12 protein-coding genes are annotated in these 14723 nt (G+C 61.0%); 11 read left to right on the top strand and 1 reads right to left on the bottom strand.

The features are described from left to right. Nucleotide 1: 1 nt before the first annotated feature. The 11 genes from algK (at nucleotide 2) to U367_RS0124265 (ending at nucleotide 13775) form a co-directional block, all read left to right on the top strand. A complete protein-coding gene (algK, locus tag U367_RS0124315) occupies nucleotides 2-1393 on the top strand; it encodes an alginate biosynthesis TPR repeat lipoprotein AlgK (protein WP_028618927.1) in 1392 nt (463 codons plus the stop codon). Next, a complete protein-coding gene (locus tag U367_RS0124310; RefSeq protein WP_028618926.1) occupies nucleotides 1390-2877 on the top strand; it encodes an alginate export family protein in 1488 nt (495 codons plus the stop codon). The genes algK and U367_RS0124310 overlap by 4 nt, the downstream gene beginning before the upstream one ends. Further along, a complete protein-coding gene (gene algG / locus U367_RS0124305; RefSeq protein WP_028618925.1) occupies nucleotides 2877-4451 on the top strand; it encodes a mannuronan 5-epimerase AlgG in 1575 nt (524 codons plus the stop codon). The genes U367_RS0124310 and algG overlap by 1 nt, the downstream gene beginning before the upstream one ends. Nucleotides 4452-4462: 11 nt before the next feature. Continuing rightward, nucleotides 4463-5908, top strand: coding sequence for an alginate O-acetyltransferase (locus U367_RS0124300; protein WP_028618924.1), 1446 nt, complete (start codon nucleotides 4463-4465; stop codon nucleotides 5906-5908). A 24-nt stretch (nucleotides 5909-5932) separates the two neighbouring features. Next, nucleotides 5933-7042, top strand: a complete 1110-nt coding sequence (locus U367_RS0124295) for a mannuronate-specific alginate lyase (protein WP_028618923.1) — start codon at nucleotides 5933-5935, stop codon at nucleotides 7040-7042. A 236-nt stretch (nucleotides 7043-7278) separates the two neighbouring features. Then, entirely contained in the window at nucleotides 7279-8820 is a 1542-nt protein-coding gene (locus U367_RS0124290; RefSeq protein WP_028618922.1) for an MBOAT family O-acyltransferase, read from the top strand. 11 nt (nucleotides 8821-8831) lie between these two features. Beyond that, the gene (locus U367_RS0124285) at nucleotides 8832-10004 is read left to right on the top strand and encodes an alginate O-acetyltransferase (protein WP_028618921.1); all 1173 of its coding nucleotides are present in this window, start codon (nucleotides 8832-8834) and stop codon (nucleotides 10002-10004) included. Between the two features lie 16 nt (nucleotides 10005-10020). Beyond that, the gene (locus tag U367_RS0124280) at nucleotides 10021-10677 is read left to right on the top strand and encodes an alginate O-acetyltransferase AlgF (RefSeq protein WP_016978194.1); all 657 of its coding nucleotides are present in this window, start codon (nucleotides 10021-10023) and stop codon (nucleotides 10675-10677) included. 210 nt (nucleotides 10678-10887) lie between these two features. Continuing rightward, nucleotides 10888-12339, top strand: a complete 1452-nt coding sequence (locus U367_RS0124275) for a mannose-1-phosphate guanylyltransferase/mannose-6-phosphate isomerase (protein ID WP_028618920.1) — start codon at nucleotides 10888-10890, stop codon at nucleotides 12337-12339. A gap of 144 nt (nucleotides 12340-12483) precedes the next feature. Further along, nucleotides 12484-12948, top strand: coding sequence for a hypothetical protein (locus U367_RS0124270; protein WP_028618919.1), 465 nt, complete (start codon nucleotides 12484-12486; stop codon nucleotides 12946-12948). A 14-nt stretch (nucleotides 12949-12962) separates the two neighbouring features. Beyond that, nucleotides 12963-13775, top strand: a complete 813-nt coding sequence (locus U367_RS0124265; RefSeq protein ID WP_028618918.1) for an SDR family oxidoreductase — start codon at nucleotides 12963-12965, stop codon at nucleotides 13773-13775. On the opposite strand, the gene U367_RS0124260 is transcribed toward U367_RS0124265, so the two are convergent. After that, a complete protein-coding gene (locus tag U367_RS0124260; RefSeq protein WP_028618917.1) occupies nucleotides 13772-14629 on the bottom strand; it encodes a LysR family transcriptional regulator in 858 nt (285 codons plus the stop codon). The genes U367_RS0124265 and U367_RS0124260 overlap by 4 nt on opposite strands. Between the last annotated feature and the right edge of the window lie 94 nt (nucleotides 14630-14723).

Here is a 14723-nt window from a genome sequence, read left to right as displayed (position 1 = left end):
CATGAGCGCCCTTCGAAACCTGCCGGTGCCCCTGGCGCTGGCCATCGCCCTCGCCGGTTGCGCCGGCCTGCCCGACCAACGCCTGGCTAACGAAGCTTTGAAACGTGGCGACACCGTCACCGCGCAGCAGAATTACCAGCAACTGGCAGACCTGGGTTATAGCGAGGCCCAGGTGGGCCTGGCCGATATCCAGGTAGGCACCCGCGATCCGGCGCAAATCAAACAGGCTGAAGCCACCTACCGTGCGGCGGCGGACACTTCGCCCCGCGCCCAGGCCCGTCTCGGTCGCCTGCTGGTGGCCAAGCCTGGCAGCACCGAAGCCGAACACCATGAAGCCGAAGGCCTGCTGAAAAAAGCCTTTGCCAATGGCGAAGGCAACACCCTGATCCCGCTGGCGATGCTGTACCTGCAATACCCGCACAGCTTCCCGAACGTGAATGCCCAGCAGCAGATCAGCAAGTGGCAGGCCGCCGGTTACCCGGAAGCCGGCCTGGCCCAAGTGCTGCTGTATCGCACCCAGGACACCTACGACCAGCATCTGGATGATGTGGAGCGCATCTGTAAAGCCGCGCTGAACACCACCGATATCTGCTACGTCGAGCTGGCCACGGTCTACCAGAAAAAAGCCGAACCTGAGAAACAGGCCGAGCTGCTCAAGCAGATGGAAGCCGGCTACAGCCGTGGCACCGTTACCGCACAACGTGTTGATAGCGTGGCACGCGTGCTGGGCGACGCTTCGCTGGGCAAGACGGATGAAAAAACCGCCCAGGCCCTGCTGGAAAAAATCGCTCCTGGCTACCCGGCTTCGTGGGTCAGCCTGGCGCAATTGCTCTACGACTTCCCGGAACTGGGCGACGTCGACCAGATGATGAAGTATCTGGACAACGGCCGTGCCGCCGACCAACCGCGCGCCGAGCTGTTGCTAGGCAAGCTCTACTACGAAGGCAAATGGGTGCCGGCCGACGCCAAGGCCGCTGAAGCCCACTTCGAAAAAGCCGTGGGCAAGGAAGTCGCCGCCGATTACTACCTCGGCCAGATCTACCGCCGTGGCTACCTGGGCAAGGTCTATCCGCAAAAAGCCCTGGACCACTTGCTGACCGCTGCGCGCAATGGCCAGAACAGCGCTGATTTCGCCATCGCCCAGTTGTTTTCCCAAGGCAAGGGCACCAAGCCCGACCCATTGAATGCCTATGTCTTCAGCCAATTGGCCAAAGCCCAGGACACGCCAGAAGCCAATGACTTGGCCACGCAGCTCGAAGCCCCGCTGACGCCAGAGCAACGCGCTCAAGGCCAACGCCTGGTGCAACAGGAGCTGGCCGCGCGCGGCACCCTGGCCCAGAGCACGCTGCAACTGCACGCCCTGGAAGAAGAAGACGGCGAGGAATCCCTATGAAGCTCAATCCATTCGTCAAGGCCGGCATCGGCCTGACCTTCGCCCTGCTGTGGTCGTGCCCGACCCTGGCCGCGCTGACCGAAGCCAAGAACTTCGGCCTGGAAGTCAAAGCCACCGCGCAGTCCGAAGACGACCGCGACCTCGGCACGCAGAAAGGCGGCGACGTCAACGGTGTCGGCCTCGACCTGCGCCCTTGGATCTACGGTGAAAGCGGTGCGTGGAGCGCCTACGCCATGGGCCAGGCCGTGGTCTCCAGCGACATCATCGAGACCGACCCGCTGCAACAGTCGGCCGATGACGAAAACCAGCAGACCACCAACAACGACCGCAAGACCAAGAAAAACTACTTGGCCATGCGCGAGTTCTGGGTCGGCTACAGCGGCTTCACGCCCTACCCTGGCGAGATCCTCAAGCTGGGTCGCCAACGCCTGCGCAACGACGACGGCCAATGGCGCGACACCAACATCGAAGCGCTGAACTGGACTTTCGACACCACCCTGCTCAAGGCCAACGTCGGCGTTGCCGAACGCTTCAGCGAATACCGCACTGACCTCAAGGAGCTGTCGCCCAAAGACAAGGACCGTCAGCACCTGTACGCCGACGCCACCTACCAGTGGACGCCCGGCCAGTGGATCGGCCTGCGCGGTCACCACACCCATGACAACGGCAAGCTCGACTACCCGGAGCCCGGTGTACCGACCGACTCGTTGGACAAGCGTGAAAATGGCGACCTGAGCTGGCTCGGCATCGAAGCCAACAGTGACGCCTACAACTGGCGCAACACCAACACGGTCAACTACTGGGCCAGCGTCACCGGCATGCGCGGTGACCGTGATTCGGTCAACGCGTTGAACGCCGACGGCACCCGCCCGACCAACGCCAAGCGCAGCGACGATGTCAGCGGCTGGGCCACCGACCTCGGCGTGCGTCTGCGCCTTGATCCCCAGTGGCAAGTCGGTGCGGCCTACTCCCGCGCCAGCGCCGAGTACGAACAGAACGGCCTGCAAAGCAACCGTTCGAACTGGACCGGTACCCAGTCCCGCGTGCATCGCTTCGGTGAAGCCTTCCGTGGCGAGATGAACAACATGCAGTCCATGAGCCTGTTCGGTTCCTGGCAGCTGCGTGAGGACTACGACGCCAGCCTGGTGTACCACAAGTTCTGGCGTGTCGACGGCAACAAGCCAGTCGGCAGCAACGGCATCGACGCGGTGCAGAACAATACCGACGATGTGACCGGCGCGATCCTGTCCAGCACTTCCCTGCCGCTTGAAGACGGCAAGAAAGACCTGGGCCAGGAAATGGACCTGGTCGTCACCAAATACTTCAAGACCGGCCTGCTTCCGGCCGCCCTCAGCCAGTCCATTGACGAACCGTCGGCCCTGGTGCGCTTTCGTGCTGGCGTATTCAAGCCGGGCGACGCCTATGGCAGCAACGTCGACTCGTACATGCACCGCGCATTCGTCGACGTGATCTGGAAATTCTGATGGGAGCCTGCGCTATGAAACCTCATAAGTTGCTGGTCGCGGCGATGCTGATGGCTAACGCCACCGCCTTCGCCGACACCGCGCAGCCGGTCAAGGCGCCAACCATCGCCAAAGAGCTGCAACAGGCCAAGACCTACACCATCTCCAGCCCGCCGACCGCGCCGCTGGAAATGGCCAAGCCGGCCCTGCCGGATCTGTCGGGCTACACCGATGCGGCAATGGAAAAAAAGATCGTCAGAAGCAAGCCGGGCAAGATCAGCATCCGCCGCATGATGCAGGAAGACGCCCTCAAGGACTTCATCGGCGGTGACAACAAGATGGCCGAGTGGGTAGTGCGCCAGCACGGCATTCCCCAGGCGATCTTTGTCGACGACGGCTACATGAACCTCAAAGACCTGCTGGGCAAGGTGCCCAAGCAGTACCTGAGCGAGACTTCGCCGGGCGTGTTCGTGGCCAAACTGCCGATCGTGGTGGGCCGCAAGGGCATCCTGGAAATCGACAAGAAGACCCAGGAGCTGCGCCTGTCCCAGGAAGCCGGTTCGTTCCTGATCAACGATGGCCAGCTGTTTGTGCGTGACACCAAAGTCACCGGCTGGAGCGAAAAGGCCAACGGCCCGGCACTGTTCAAGTCGCCCAAGGAGTTTCGCCCGTTCCTGCTGGCCTGGGGCGGTACCGAGACGTACATCTCCAACACCAAGATGGCCAGTTTCGGCTACGCCAACAGTAAGTCGTACGGGGTGAGTATTTCCCAGTACACGCCGAACATGGCCAAGGTGCTCAAGCGTGCGGAGCCGACCGGCTGGATCATCGACTCCGAGTTCTCGGACATGTGGTACGGCTTCTACTGCTACGAGACCACAGGCTTCGTGATCAAGGGCAATACCTACAAAGACAACATCGTCTACGGCATTGACCCCCATGACCGTTCCCACGGCCTGATCATCGCGGACAACACCGTCTACGGCACCAAGAAGAAGCACGGCATCATCATTTCCCGGGAAGTGAACGACAGCTTCATCTTCAACAACCGCAGCTACGACAACAAGCTCTCGGGCCTGGTACTCGACCGTAACAGCGTCAACAACATCGTGGCCGACAATGAGTTTTACCGTAACCACACCGATGGCATCACCCTCTATGAGAGCGGTGACAACCTGCTGTGGGGCAACAAGGTGATCGCCAACCGTCGCCACGGCATCCGGGTGCGTAACAGCGTGAATATCAAGCTGTACGAAAACACCTCGATGGCCAACGGCCTCACCGGGCTGTACGGCCACATCAAGGACTTGACCGACACCGACCGTGACATCGCCCTCGACCCGTTCGACGCCAAGGTCTCGCTGATCGTGGTCGGCGGTGAATTGGCGGGTAACGGCAGCGGGCCGCTGTCCATCGACTCGCCATTGAGCGTTGAGCTGTACCGCGTGTCGATGCTGGCGCCGACCAAGTCCAGCGGTATCAGCTTCAACGGCGTGCTGGGCGATCGCCAGGAAGAGATTCTCGACCTGCTGGTGCGCCAGCAGAAAGCCGTGCTGATCGACCCTGTCGAACGCCAGACCGAATTGCAGGACTGAGGATAACCCTTATGCACCCACACATGATCAAACTGCTGAGCCTCTCGGGTCTGACCCTCGGCCTGCTCGCGGCCAGCCAGGGCGTACGCGCCGACGAAATCAAGGCGCCGACCTTTACCGCCGAGCCGTGCTGCAGCCTGTGCCCGGCCGCTCACGATGCGAAGAACTACACCACGCGCTACCAGCAGAACTTCACCACCCTGGTGCAAGCCCAGGGCGACTGGCTGTTCCGTACCCAAGAAGACTTACGCACCGAATTCGACACCACACCGTCCGGCTACAAACGCATGCAACAGCTGCACGATGCGTTCAAGGCCAAGGGCGTGGAACTGGTGGTGGTCTACCAGCCGACTCGCGGCCTGGTGAACCGCAACAAGCTCAATCCTGAAGAAAAAGCCAAGTTCGATTTCGACAAGGCACTGGGCAACTACAAGACCATGCTCGGCCGTTTCGCCAAGATGGGCTACGTGGTGCCGGACCTGTCGCCGTTGACCAATGAGCAACTGCCGGATGAGCTGCCGGCCCACGATTTCTACTTCCGCGGCGACCAGCACTGGACGCCATATGGCGCCCAGCGCACCGCGAAAATCGTCGGCGCCAAAGTGCGTGCAATGCCTGAATTTGCCGGCATCCCACAGCGTGAATTCGAGACTAAACGCTCCGGGCGCATGGGCAAGACCGGCACCCTGCACAACATGGCCGGGCAACTGTGCGGCACCAGCTACGCGATCCAGTACATGGACCAGTTCACCACCGAGCCCAAAGGCGAGGCTGGCGACGGCGACCTGTTCGGCGATTCGGGCAACCCGCAGATCACCCTGGTCGGTACCAGCCACAGCGGCAAGAACTACAACTTCGCCGGGTTCCTGGAACAGGAAATCGGTGCTGACATCCTCAACGTCGCCTTCCCCGGCGGTGGCCTGGAAGGCTCGATGATCCAGTACTTGGGCAGCGACGAATTCCAGAAGACCCCGCCGAAAATCCTCATCTGGGAATTCTCGCCGCTGTATCGCCTGGATCAGGAGACCATCTACCGCCAGATGATGTCGCTGCTGGACAACGGCTGCGAAGGCAAACCCGCGCAGATGACAGCCAGCACCACCTTGAAACCCGGCAAGAACGAATTGATGGTGAACAGTTCGAACAAAGACCTGCGTAATGCCAATCACCAGGTTGATATCCGCTTCGCCGACCCATCGGTGAAAACCCTGCAAGCCACCCTCTGGTACATGAACGGTCGCCACGAGGACATCAAGATCGAGAAACCCGAAACATCCGATACAGACGGGCGTTTCGCCTTTGAACTGCGCACTGATGAAGACTGGGCCTCGCAGAACTTGCTGGCCGTGGAAGTGCAGGGTCCGGAAGCGGGCGCTGCCGCGCAGAAAGTCGAAGCGAAAATTTGCACACGCAACGTATTCCCTAGCGGCGGTCAGAAGACTGCTTCGCTGCCGTGAAGTAAGTGCGCAATGAGGTTACCTATGCAGAAGTTATTGATTCCAACGCTGCTGGGCCTGGCGATCTTCGCCGGTTCAGTCAACGCCGCCGCGCCACTGCGTCCACCCCAGGGCTATTTCGCCCCGGTGGAAGCGTTCAAGACCGGCGACTTCAAGAATGACTGCGACGCCATGCCGGCGCCGTACACCGGCTCGCTGCAGTTTCGCAGCAAGTACGAAGGTTCGGACAAGGCCCGTTCCACGCTGAATGTGCAATCCGAAAAAGCCTTCCGCGACAGCACCGCTGACATCACCAAGCTGGAAAAAGACACCAGCAAGCGCGTGATGCAGTTCATGCGCGACGGTCGCCCGGAGCAGCTGGAATGCACGCTCAACTGGCTGGCTACTTGGGCTCGGGCAGACGCACTGATGTCCAAGGACTTCAACCATACCGGCAAATCCATGCGCAAATGGGCGCTGGGTAGCATGGCTTCGGCCTATGTGCGCCTGAAGTTCTCCGACTCGCACCCGCTGGCCAACCACCAGCAGGAAGCGCAGCTGATCGAAGCCTGGTTCAACAAACTGGCCGATCAGGTGGTGAGCGACTGGGACAATCTGCCGCTGGAAAAAACCAACAACCACTCCTATTGGGCCGCCTGGTCGGTGATGGCAACGTCCGTCGCCGTCAACCGTCGCGACCTGTTTGATTGGGCGGTGAAGGAATACAAGGTCGGCGCGAACCAGGTCGATGACCAGGGCTTCCTGCCGAACGAATTGAAGCGTCAGCAACGCGCATTGTCCTACCACAACTACGCGCTGCCGCCGCTGTCGATGATCGCCAGTTTCGCGCTGGTCAACGGTGTGGACCTGCGCCAGGAAAACAACGGCGCGCTCAAACGCCTGGGTGACAAGGTGCTGGCCGGGGTGAAAGACCCGGAGATCTTCGAACAGAAGAATGGCAAAGAGCAGGACATGAAGGACTTGAAACAGGACATGAAATTCGCCTGGCTCGAACCTTTCTGCACCCTCTACACCTGCGCGCCGGATGTGCTCGAGCGCAAGCACGGGATGCAGCCGTTCAAGACGTTCCGCCTCGGGGGTGACCTGACCAAGGTCTACGACCCGACGCATGAAAAGGGCAACAAAGGTTCCTAAGGCTGAATGGATTACCTGTAGTGAGCGGGCTTGCCCCGCGCTGGGCTGCGAAGCGGCCCTAATCGATTCGTCGCCGTGTGCCAGGTATACCGCGACGTGGGGTTTTGGGGCTGCTACGCAGCCCAGCGCGGGGCAAGCCCGCTCACCACAAAAAGCTGCATCGCCGTCCATGGAAACCATGGGGGGTTTGGGGGGGCTCTGGCCCTTGACTGTTGGTTAAACATGGAGAGATCGGGATGGTTTTCTCGTCCAATGTGTTCCTGTTTCTGTTCTTGCCGATCTTTCTCGGCTTGTACTATTTGAGCGGGCAACGCTATCGCAACTTGCTGCTGCTGTTGGCCAGCTACGTGTTCTACGCCTGGTGGCGAGTGGACTTCCTGGCACTGTTCGCCGCCGTGACGCTGTGGAATTACTGGATCGGCCTCAAGGTCGGTGCAGCTGGCGTGCGCACCAAGCCGGCCCAGCGCTGGCTGCTGCTCGGCGTGGTGGTTGACCTGTGCATCCTCGGCTACTTCAAGTACGCCAACTTTGGCGTCGACAGCATCAACGTCATGATGAAGTCGGCCGGCCTGGAGCCATTCATCCTCACCCACGTGCTGCTGCCGATCGGTATCTCGTTCTACATCTTCGAGTCCATCAGCTACATCATCGACGTGTACCGTGGTGATACCCCGGCGACCCGCAACCTGATCGACTTTGCGGCGTTCGTGGCGATTTTCCCGCACTTGATTGCTGGCCCGGTGTTGCGCTTTCGCGACCTGGCTGACCAGTTCAACAACCGCACCCACACCCTCGACAAGTTCTCCGAGGGCTGCACGCGGTTCATGCAGGGTTTCATCAAGAAGGTCTTCATTGCCGACACCCTCGCCGTGGTGGCCGACCATTGCTTTGCCCTGCAAAACCCGACCACGGGCGACGCGTGGCTCGGCGCCCTGGCCTACACCGCGCAGCTGTACTTCGACTTCTCCGGCTACAGCGACATGGCCATCGGCCTGGGCTTGATGATGGGCTTCCGCTTCATGGAGAACTTCAAGCAGCCGTACATCAGCCAGTCGATCACCGAGTTCTGGCGGCGCTGGCACATCAGCCTGTCCACCTGGCTGCGTGACTACCTGTACATCACTCTGGGCGGCAACCGTAAAGGCACGCTGACCACCTACCGCAACCTGTTCCTGACCATGCTGCTCGGTGGCCTGTGGCACGGTGCGAACATCACCTACATCGTCTGGGGTGCGTGGCACGGCATGTGGCTGGCGATTGAAAAAGCCATCGGCCTCAACACTTCGCCGCGCAGCTTCAACCCGGTGCGTTGGGCCTTCACCTTCCTGCTGGTGGTGATGGGCTGGGTAATCTTCCGCGCCGAGAACCTGCACGTCGCCGGCCGTATGTACGGTGCGATGTTCAGCTTTGGCGAGTGGTCGCTGTCGGAACTCAACCGCGCCAACCTGACCGGCCTGCAAGTGGCAACCCTGGTGGTGGCGTACGCAACCCTGGCGTTCTTTGGCCTGCGCGACTTCTACACCAACCGTCCTGCCGAGAAGACCGAGAAAACCAAGCCGGCCGATCCGAGCCTGATCAAGGCCGTACCGGGCGACAACCCAGGCAGCATCCACGAGCCCGGTTTCACCGTGGGCAAAGATGCCGCCGTACAACCGGCCTACTGGACCGCTGACTGGCCACGCTACGCCATGCGCGCTGCGGTGCTGCTGCTGTTCGTGGCGTCGATTCTCAAACTGTCGGCGCAGAGTTTCTCGCCGTTCCTTTACTTCCAATTCTGAGGGAGCCGACCATGACCCGTTCATTACGCGTCCTCTATATCGGCCTGTTCCTGGTGCTGCTGCTGGCCCTGGGTGCCTGGTCGCTGCGCAGTTTCTTCGGCTTCAGCACCAACGCCGACGCCACTGTGCTCAACGGTCGCTGGACCAAAGCCGTCGAGACCCACTACGACGACGAATTCCCGATCAAGCGCATCGGCACCAACCTATGGGCGGCGCTGGACTACAAGCTGTTCAATGAAGGCCGCCCTGGCGTGGTGCTGGGCCGCGATCACTGGTTGTACAGCGATGAGGAGTTCAACCCCGCCGTCAACGAAGACCAGAACCTGCAAGGCAACTACGCGCTGGTCGAAGGCGTGCGCCAGAAGCTCAAAGCCCAAGGCATTCAGCTGGTGATGGCGATCGTGCCAGCCAAGGTGCGCCTCTACCCGGAACACCTGGGTGAAGTGAAACCGGCGAGCATCCACGCCAACCTGTACGACGACTTCCACGCTCGCGTCGCCGCCGACAAGATCATCGCCCCGGACCTGCTCGGCCCGCTGCAACAGGCCAAGCTCGGCGGCAAGCAAGTGTTCCTGCGTACCGACACCCACTGGACTCCGGACGGCGCTGAAATCGCCGCCAAACAGTTGGCCAAGACCATCGCCGACAAGACCCCACTGAGCGGCGAGCCACAGCGATTTGTCACCGAGGCGGAAAAAACCGAGCCGCATAAAGGCGACCTGCGTCTGTTCCTGCCGCTGGACCCGCTGTTCGAAAACCTGATGCCGCCTAAAGAGCCGCTGGAAAAACGCGTCACGCACCTGGCCGAAACCAAAGGCGACGACGCCCTGTTCAGCGACAGCGAAACCCCAGTGGCCCTGGTAGGCACCAGCTACAGCGCCAACCCCAACTGGAACTTCGTCGGCGCCCTCAAGCAAGCCTTGGGCAGCGACGTGGTCAGCTATGCCGAAGACGGCCACGGCCCGATCCTGCCGATGCTCAGTTACCTGAAAAGCGATGACTTCAAGAACAGCCCGCCCCAGGTGCTGATCTGGGAGTTTCCTGAACGTTATCTGCCCGTGAACAACGAAATCGGTGATGCCGACCCCGCGTGGGTTGCGCAGCTTAAACAAGCCGGTTCGCGCCAACAGAACATGGCAATCAACACCACAAAATCCGAGACGCCCGACCGGGCGCAAAACTGAAAGAGAGGTAACTCACATGACTTTCACTACAACTCCTCGTCGTCTCGCTAAAACCCTGGCCATTGCAGCCGGTTTGAGCTTCGTATCGATGTCCGCGTTCGCCGGCGGCGACGCCGCCCTCTACGGCCCGACCGCGCCAAAAGGCTCGAGCTTCGTGCGGATCTACAACGCCAGCAACCAGGAAGTCAGCGCCACTGTTGGCGCCACCAACCTGAGCGATGTTGCACCACTGGCCAGCAGCGACTTCAGCTTCATGCCTGGCGGTGACTACAGCGCCAAAGTCGGCAGCCAGACCGTGCCGGTCAAACTCGCCGCCGACCACTACTACACCCTGGTCAACAGCGGCAGCGGCCAGCCCCAGCTGATCGAAGAACCGCCGTTCAAGAACAAGCAGAAATCCCTGGTCCGCGTGCAGAACCTCAGCGACAAGGCCCTGACCTTGAAGACGGCTGACGGCAAGACTGATGTGGTCAAGTCGGTGGCGGCCAAAGGTCGTGGCGAACGTGAAATCAACCCGGTGAAGGTGAGCCTGGCGTTGTATGACGGTGACAAGAAAGTCGGCGATGTGAAGCCGGTGGCCCTGGAGCGCGGCGAGGCAGCGGTGCTGTACGTCACCGGTTCCGGTTCGAGCCTGTCGCCAGTGTGGGTGAAACGCCCTGTATCGACCCGCTAATTAGATTTTCGACCTGGCTCCGCTCCCCTGTGGGAGCTGGCTTGCCTGCGATGGCATCACCTCGGTGTACCTGACAAACCGAGTCGTCTGCATCGCGGGCAAGCCCGGCTCCCACAGGGACCGAGGAGTCCGGTCGGACCGAGACAAAAACAAGAGTGAAACGACAAACCTTCGTAGCTCTGACCCAAATCGATTCAAGGAGAAACACCCATGATTCCAGTCATCCTTTCCGGTGGTAGCGGCTCACGTCTTTGGCCGCTTTCCCGTAAACAGTTCCCTAAACAATTCCTGGCTCTGACCGGTGAACACACACTGTTCCAGCAAACCCTGGAACGCCTGGTGTTTGAAGGTATGGACGCTCCAATCGTGGTCTGCAACAAGGACCACCGCTTTATCGTCAACGAGCAACTGGCCGCCCGCAAGCTGGAAAGCCAGCGCATCCTGATGGAGCCGTTCGGCCGCAACACCGCGCCGGCCGTGGCCCTCACCGCGATGATGCTGGTCAATGAGGGGCGCGACGAACTGATGCTGGTGCTGCCCGCCGACCACGTAATCGACGACCAGAAAGCCCTGCAACGTGCGCTGGCCCTGGCCACCGTGGCCGCCGAGCGTGGCGAGATGGTGCTGTTCGGCGTACCGGCGACCCGTCCGGAAACCGGTTATGGCTACATCAAGTCTACTAACGATTCGCTGCTGCCCGAGGGCGTGAGCCGCGTCGAGCAGTTCGTGGAAAAACCCAATGAAAAACGCGCCGTCGAGTTCGTCAAAAGCGGCGGGTATTTCTGGAACAGCGGCATGTTCCTGTTCCGCGCCAGCCGCTTCCTCGAAGAGCTGAAAAAGCACGATCCGGACATCTACGACACCTGCCTGCTGACGCTTGAGCGCAGCGAACAGACCGCCGACACCGTGACCTTCGACGAAGCCACCTTCGCCTGCTGCCCGGACAATTCCATTGACTACGCCGTGATGGAAAAAACCCAGCGCGCCTGCGTGGTGCCGCTGAGTGCCGGTTGGAGCGACGTGGGTTGCTGGGCATCGCTGTGGGCCGTCAACGACAAAGACGTGCACGGCAACGTGAGCAAAGGCGACGTGGTGATCCAGGACAGCCGCAACTGCATGATCCATGGCAACGGCAAACTGGTGTCGGTGATCGGCCTGGATAACATCGTGGTGGTGGAAACCAAGGACGCGATGATGATTGCCCACAAGGACAAGGTCCAGGGCGTCAAGCAGATGGTCAACACCCTGAACGACCAGGGCCGCAGCGAAACCCAGAACCACTGCGAAGTCTATCGTCCGTGGGGCTCCTACGACTCGGTGGACATGGGCGGGCGTTTCCAGGTCAAGCACATCTCGGTCAAGCCGGGCGCGTGCCTGTCGCTGCAGATGCACCACCACCGTGCCGAACACTGGATCGTGGTCAGCGGTACTGCCGAAGTGACTTGTGACGAGAACGTGTTCCTGCTCACTGAGAACCAGTCCACCTACATCCCGATCGCCTCGGTGCACCGCCTGCGCAACCCGGGCAAGATCCCGTTGGAGATCATCGAAGTGCAATCGGGCAGCTACCTGGGTGAAGACGACATCGAGCGCTTTGAAGATATCTACGGTCGCTCGACGCCGGTTGAACGTGGTGTTTCGGTGAAAACTATCGCGCAGTAAAACAGTCGTACAAGAAGCCCCCGTCCAGCCGACTGCGTCCCCTATCCGCAGCCGGTTGGGCGGGGGCTTTTTCTTTGGGGCCGTGGTGATCAATCCCACCTACGCTTAAGTTAGGATGCTCATTCCCTACTTGAGGTGGTCTCCATGTTTTTCGGCGTTCTACTGATCATCACCTGGCTGATCCTGTTGCTGCGCTACCCCGCCAAGGCACTGCCCGTATCCCTTGCGGCCGCCGTGGGCTTGGGTTTCGTCGCGATCTGGGTGGTGTGGCTGGACAGCCGGGAAGCCTCGCAACTGGCCCGCCTGGAGCTGCGCATCACCTATGCTGCCGACGAATGCCCCACCGACCGACCGCTCAAACTGACGCTGAACAATGGCAACGATGTGCCGCTCACCGAACTGCGTTGGCGCGTCGCCGCCTACGCACCGGGCGATACGGTGAACCTCGCGGACAACGTCTATGCCGCACCACGCTATCGCGGGCCCGGTGAGTTGCAAGCCGGCGCCACGTGGGACGACTGCCTGCCCACTCCGCCTCTGCGCCCCGGCTACCGCCCGCAAACCCTGGAATTTCGCGCCGAGCACCTGCAAGGCAGTTTTTCGGACTGACAAAGGATTGATCCATGCCCAACGTACTGATCACCGGTTGTTCCAGCGGCATCGGCCGTGCCCTGGCGGACGCATTCAAAGCCGCCGGCTACACGGTGTGGGCCAGCGCCCGCCGCCCGGAAGACGTCGCCGCCCTCGCCGCTGCCGGCTTTAATGCCGTCGAACTGGACGTCAACGACAGCGCCGCTTTGCAACAGCTGGCCGAACAACTGGGCGAATTGGATGTACTGGTCAACAACGCCGGTTATGGCGCCATGGGGCCGTTGCTCGACGGCGGCACCGAGGCGATGCAACGCCAATTCGAGACCAATGTGTTTTCCATCGTCGGTGTGACCCAGGCGCTGTTCCCGGCCCTGCGGCGCAGCAAGGGATTGGTGGTGAATATCGGCAGTGTTTCCGGTGTGCTGGTAACGCCGTTTGCGGGGGCCTATTGCGCGTCAAAAGCCGCCGTTCATGCCTTGAGCGACGCGCTGCGCATGGAACTGGCGCCGTTTGGCGTGCAGGTCATGGAAGTGCAACCCGGCGCCATCAACACCCGTTTTGCGAAAAACGCCGGCGCCCAGGCCGAACTGTTGATCAATGAACAATCGCCATGGTGGCCGTTGCGCGACGGCATCCGTGCGCGCAGCCAGGCTTCCCAGGACAAGCCGACGCCAGCCAATGTGTTTGCGGCGGATGTATTGAAAGCTGTGCAACAACCACAACCGCCCCGCCTGCTGCGCTCGGGCAATGGGAGCCGCGCGTTACCGTTGATGGCGGCGTTGTTGCCCAAAGGGTTGCTGGAGAAGGTGTTGAAGAAACGCTTCGGGCTGGCCGGTTCGCTCTAACCCTTCATAAAGTCAATGAACGCCCGCACCTTCAGGGGCAAATGTCGGGTGTCCGGATACATCGCGTAGATCCCTTGCGGGGCAAAGCGATGGTCCGGCAACAGGCGCACTAATCGTCCGGCGTCCAGGTCATCCTGCACCAGCCATTGCGGCAACACCGCCACACCGTGCCCACGCACGGCGAAGGCTTGGAGAACGGCTGCGCTGTCGGCGACTAGCGACGCATGGCCGGGGCGATAAGAATGTTCGCCGGCTTGTGGATCGGTCACGCTCAACTCCGTCAATCGGCTATGTCCCAGCTTGGGCAACTGTTCCAAGTCATCCAGCGTATCAACCCCTCCAAACTGTGGTGCCGCCACGGCGAACACCTCGAACGTCGACAACTGCACCGCGCGGTGATTGGAGTCCAGCAAGCGTCCCAACCGAATCGCCACGTCGAAACGCTCGGAGATCAGGTCCGCGTGAGTGGAGGATGTGGATAAGTGTATGTCCAGGTCCGGGTGCAGGCGGCGGAAGGCTTCGACCGCCGGGGCAACCACGGCCAATGCGTATTCCACGGTGGTAGTGATGCGCAACGTGCCTTTGAGTTGGGCATGCTCCGAGCGCGCCTCCTCCACCGCCAATCGCGCCTCTTCGAGCATGCGTGTGCAGCGCAGGTAGAAGCGCTCGCCGGCATCGGTCAGCGCCAGTTGACGGGTGTTGCGGGTCAGCAGAGTGACGCCCAGTTCTGCTTCCAGACGCTTGAGGTTGAAGCTGACCACGGCGCGAGTCTGGCCCAGCAGGTCAGCGGCAGCGGTGAGAGAGCCGGCCTCGACCACGGCCTTGAAGGTGTCGAATCGGTCCAGGCTGACCATCGGCGGCGCCCTCCTTTGTCAAAATATTTTTGACAAAGTAACAGGCAAACCAACGTATCCCAAACAGCACGACCCACCTACCCTGCCCGCTTCA

The organism is Pseudomonas canadensis, assembly GCF_000503215.1.
GTDB lineage: Bacteria > Pseudomonadota > Gammaproteobacteria > Pseudomonadales > Pseudomonadaceae > Aquipseudomonas > Aquipseudomonas canadensis.
Note: the sequence above shows the minus strand (reverse complement) of the source record. Positions and strands in the feature narration are given on the sequence as shown.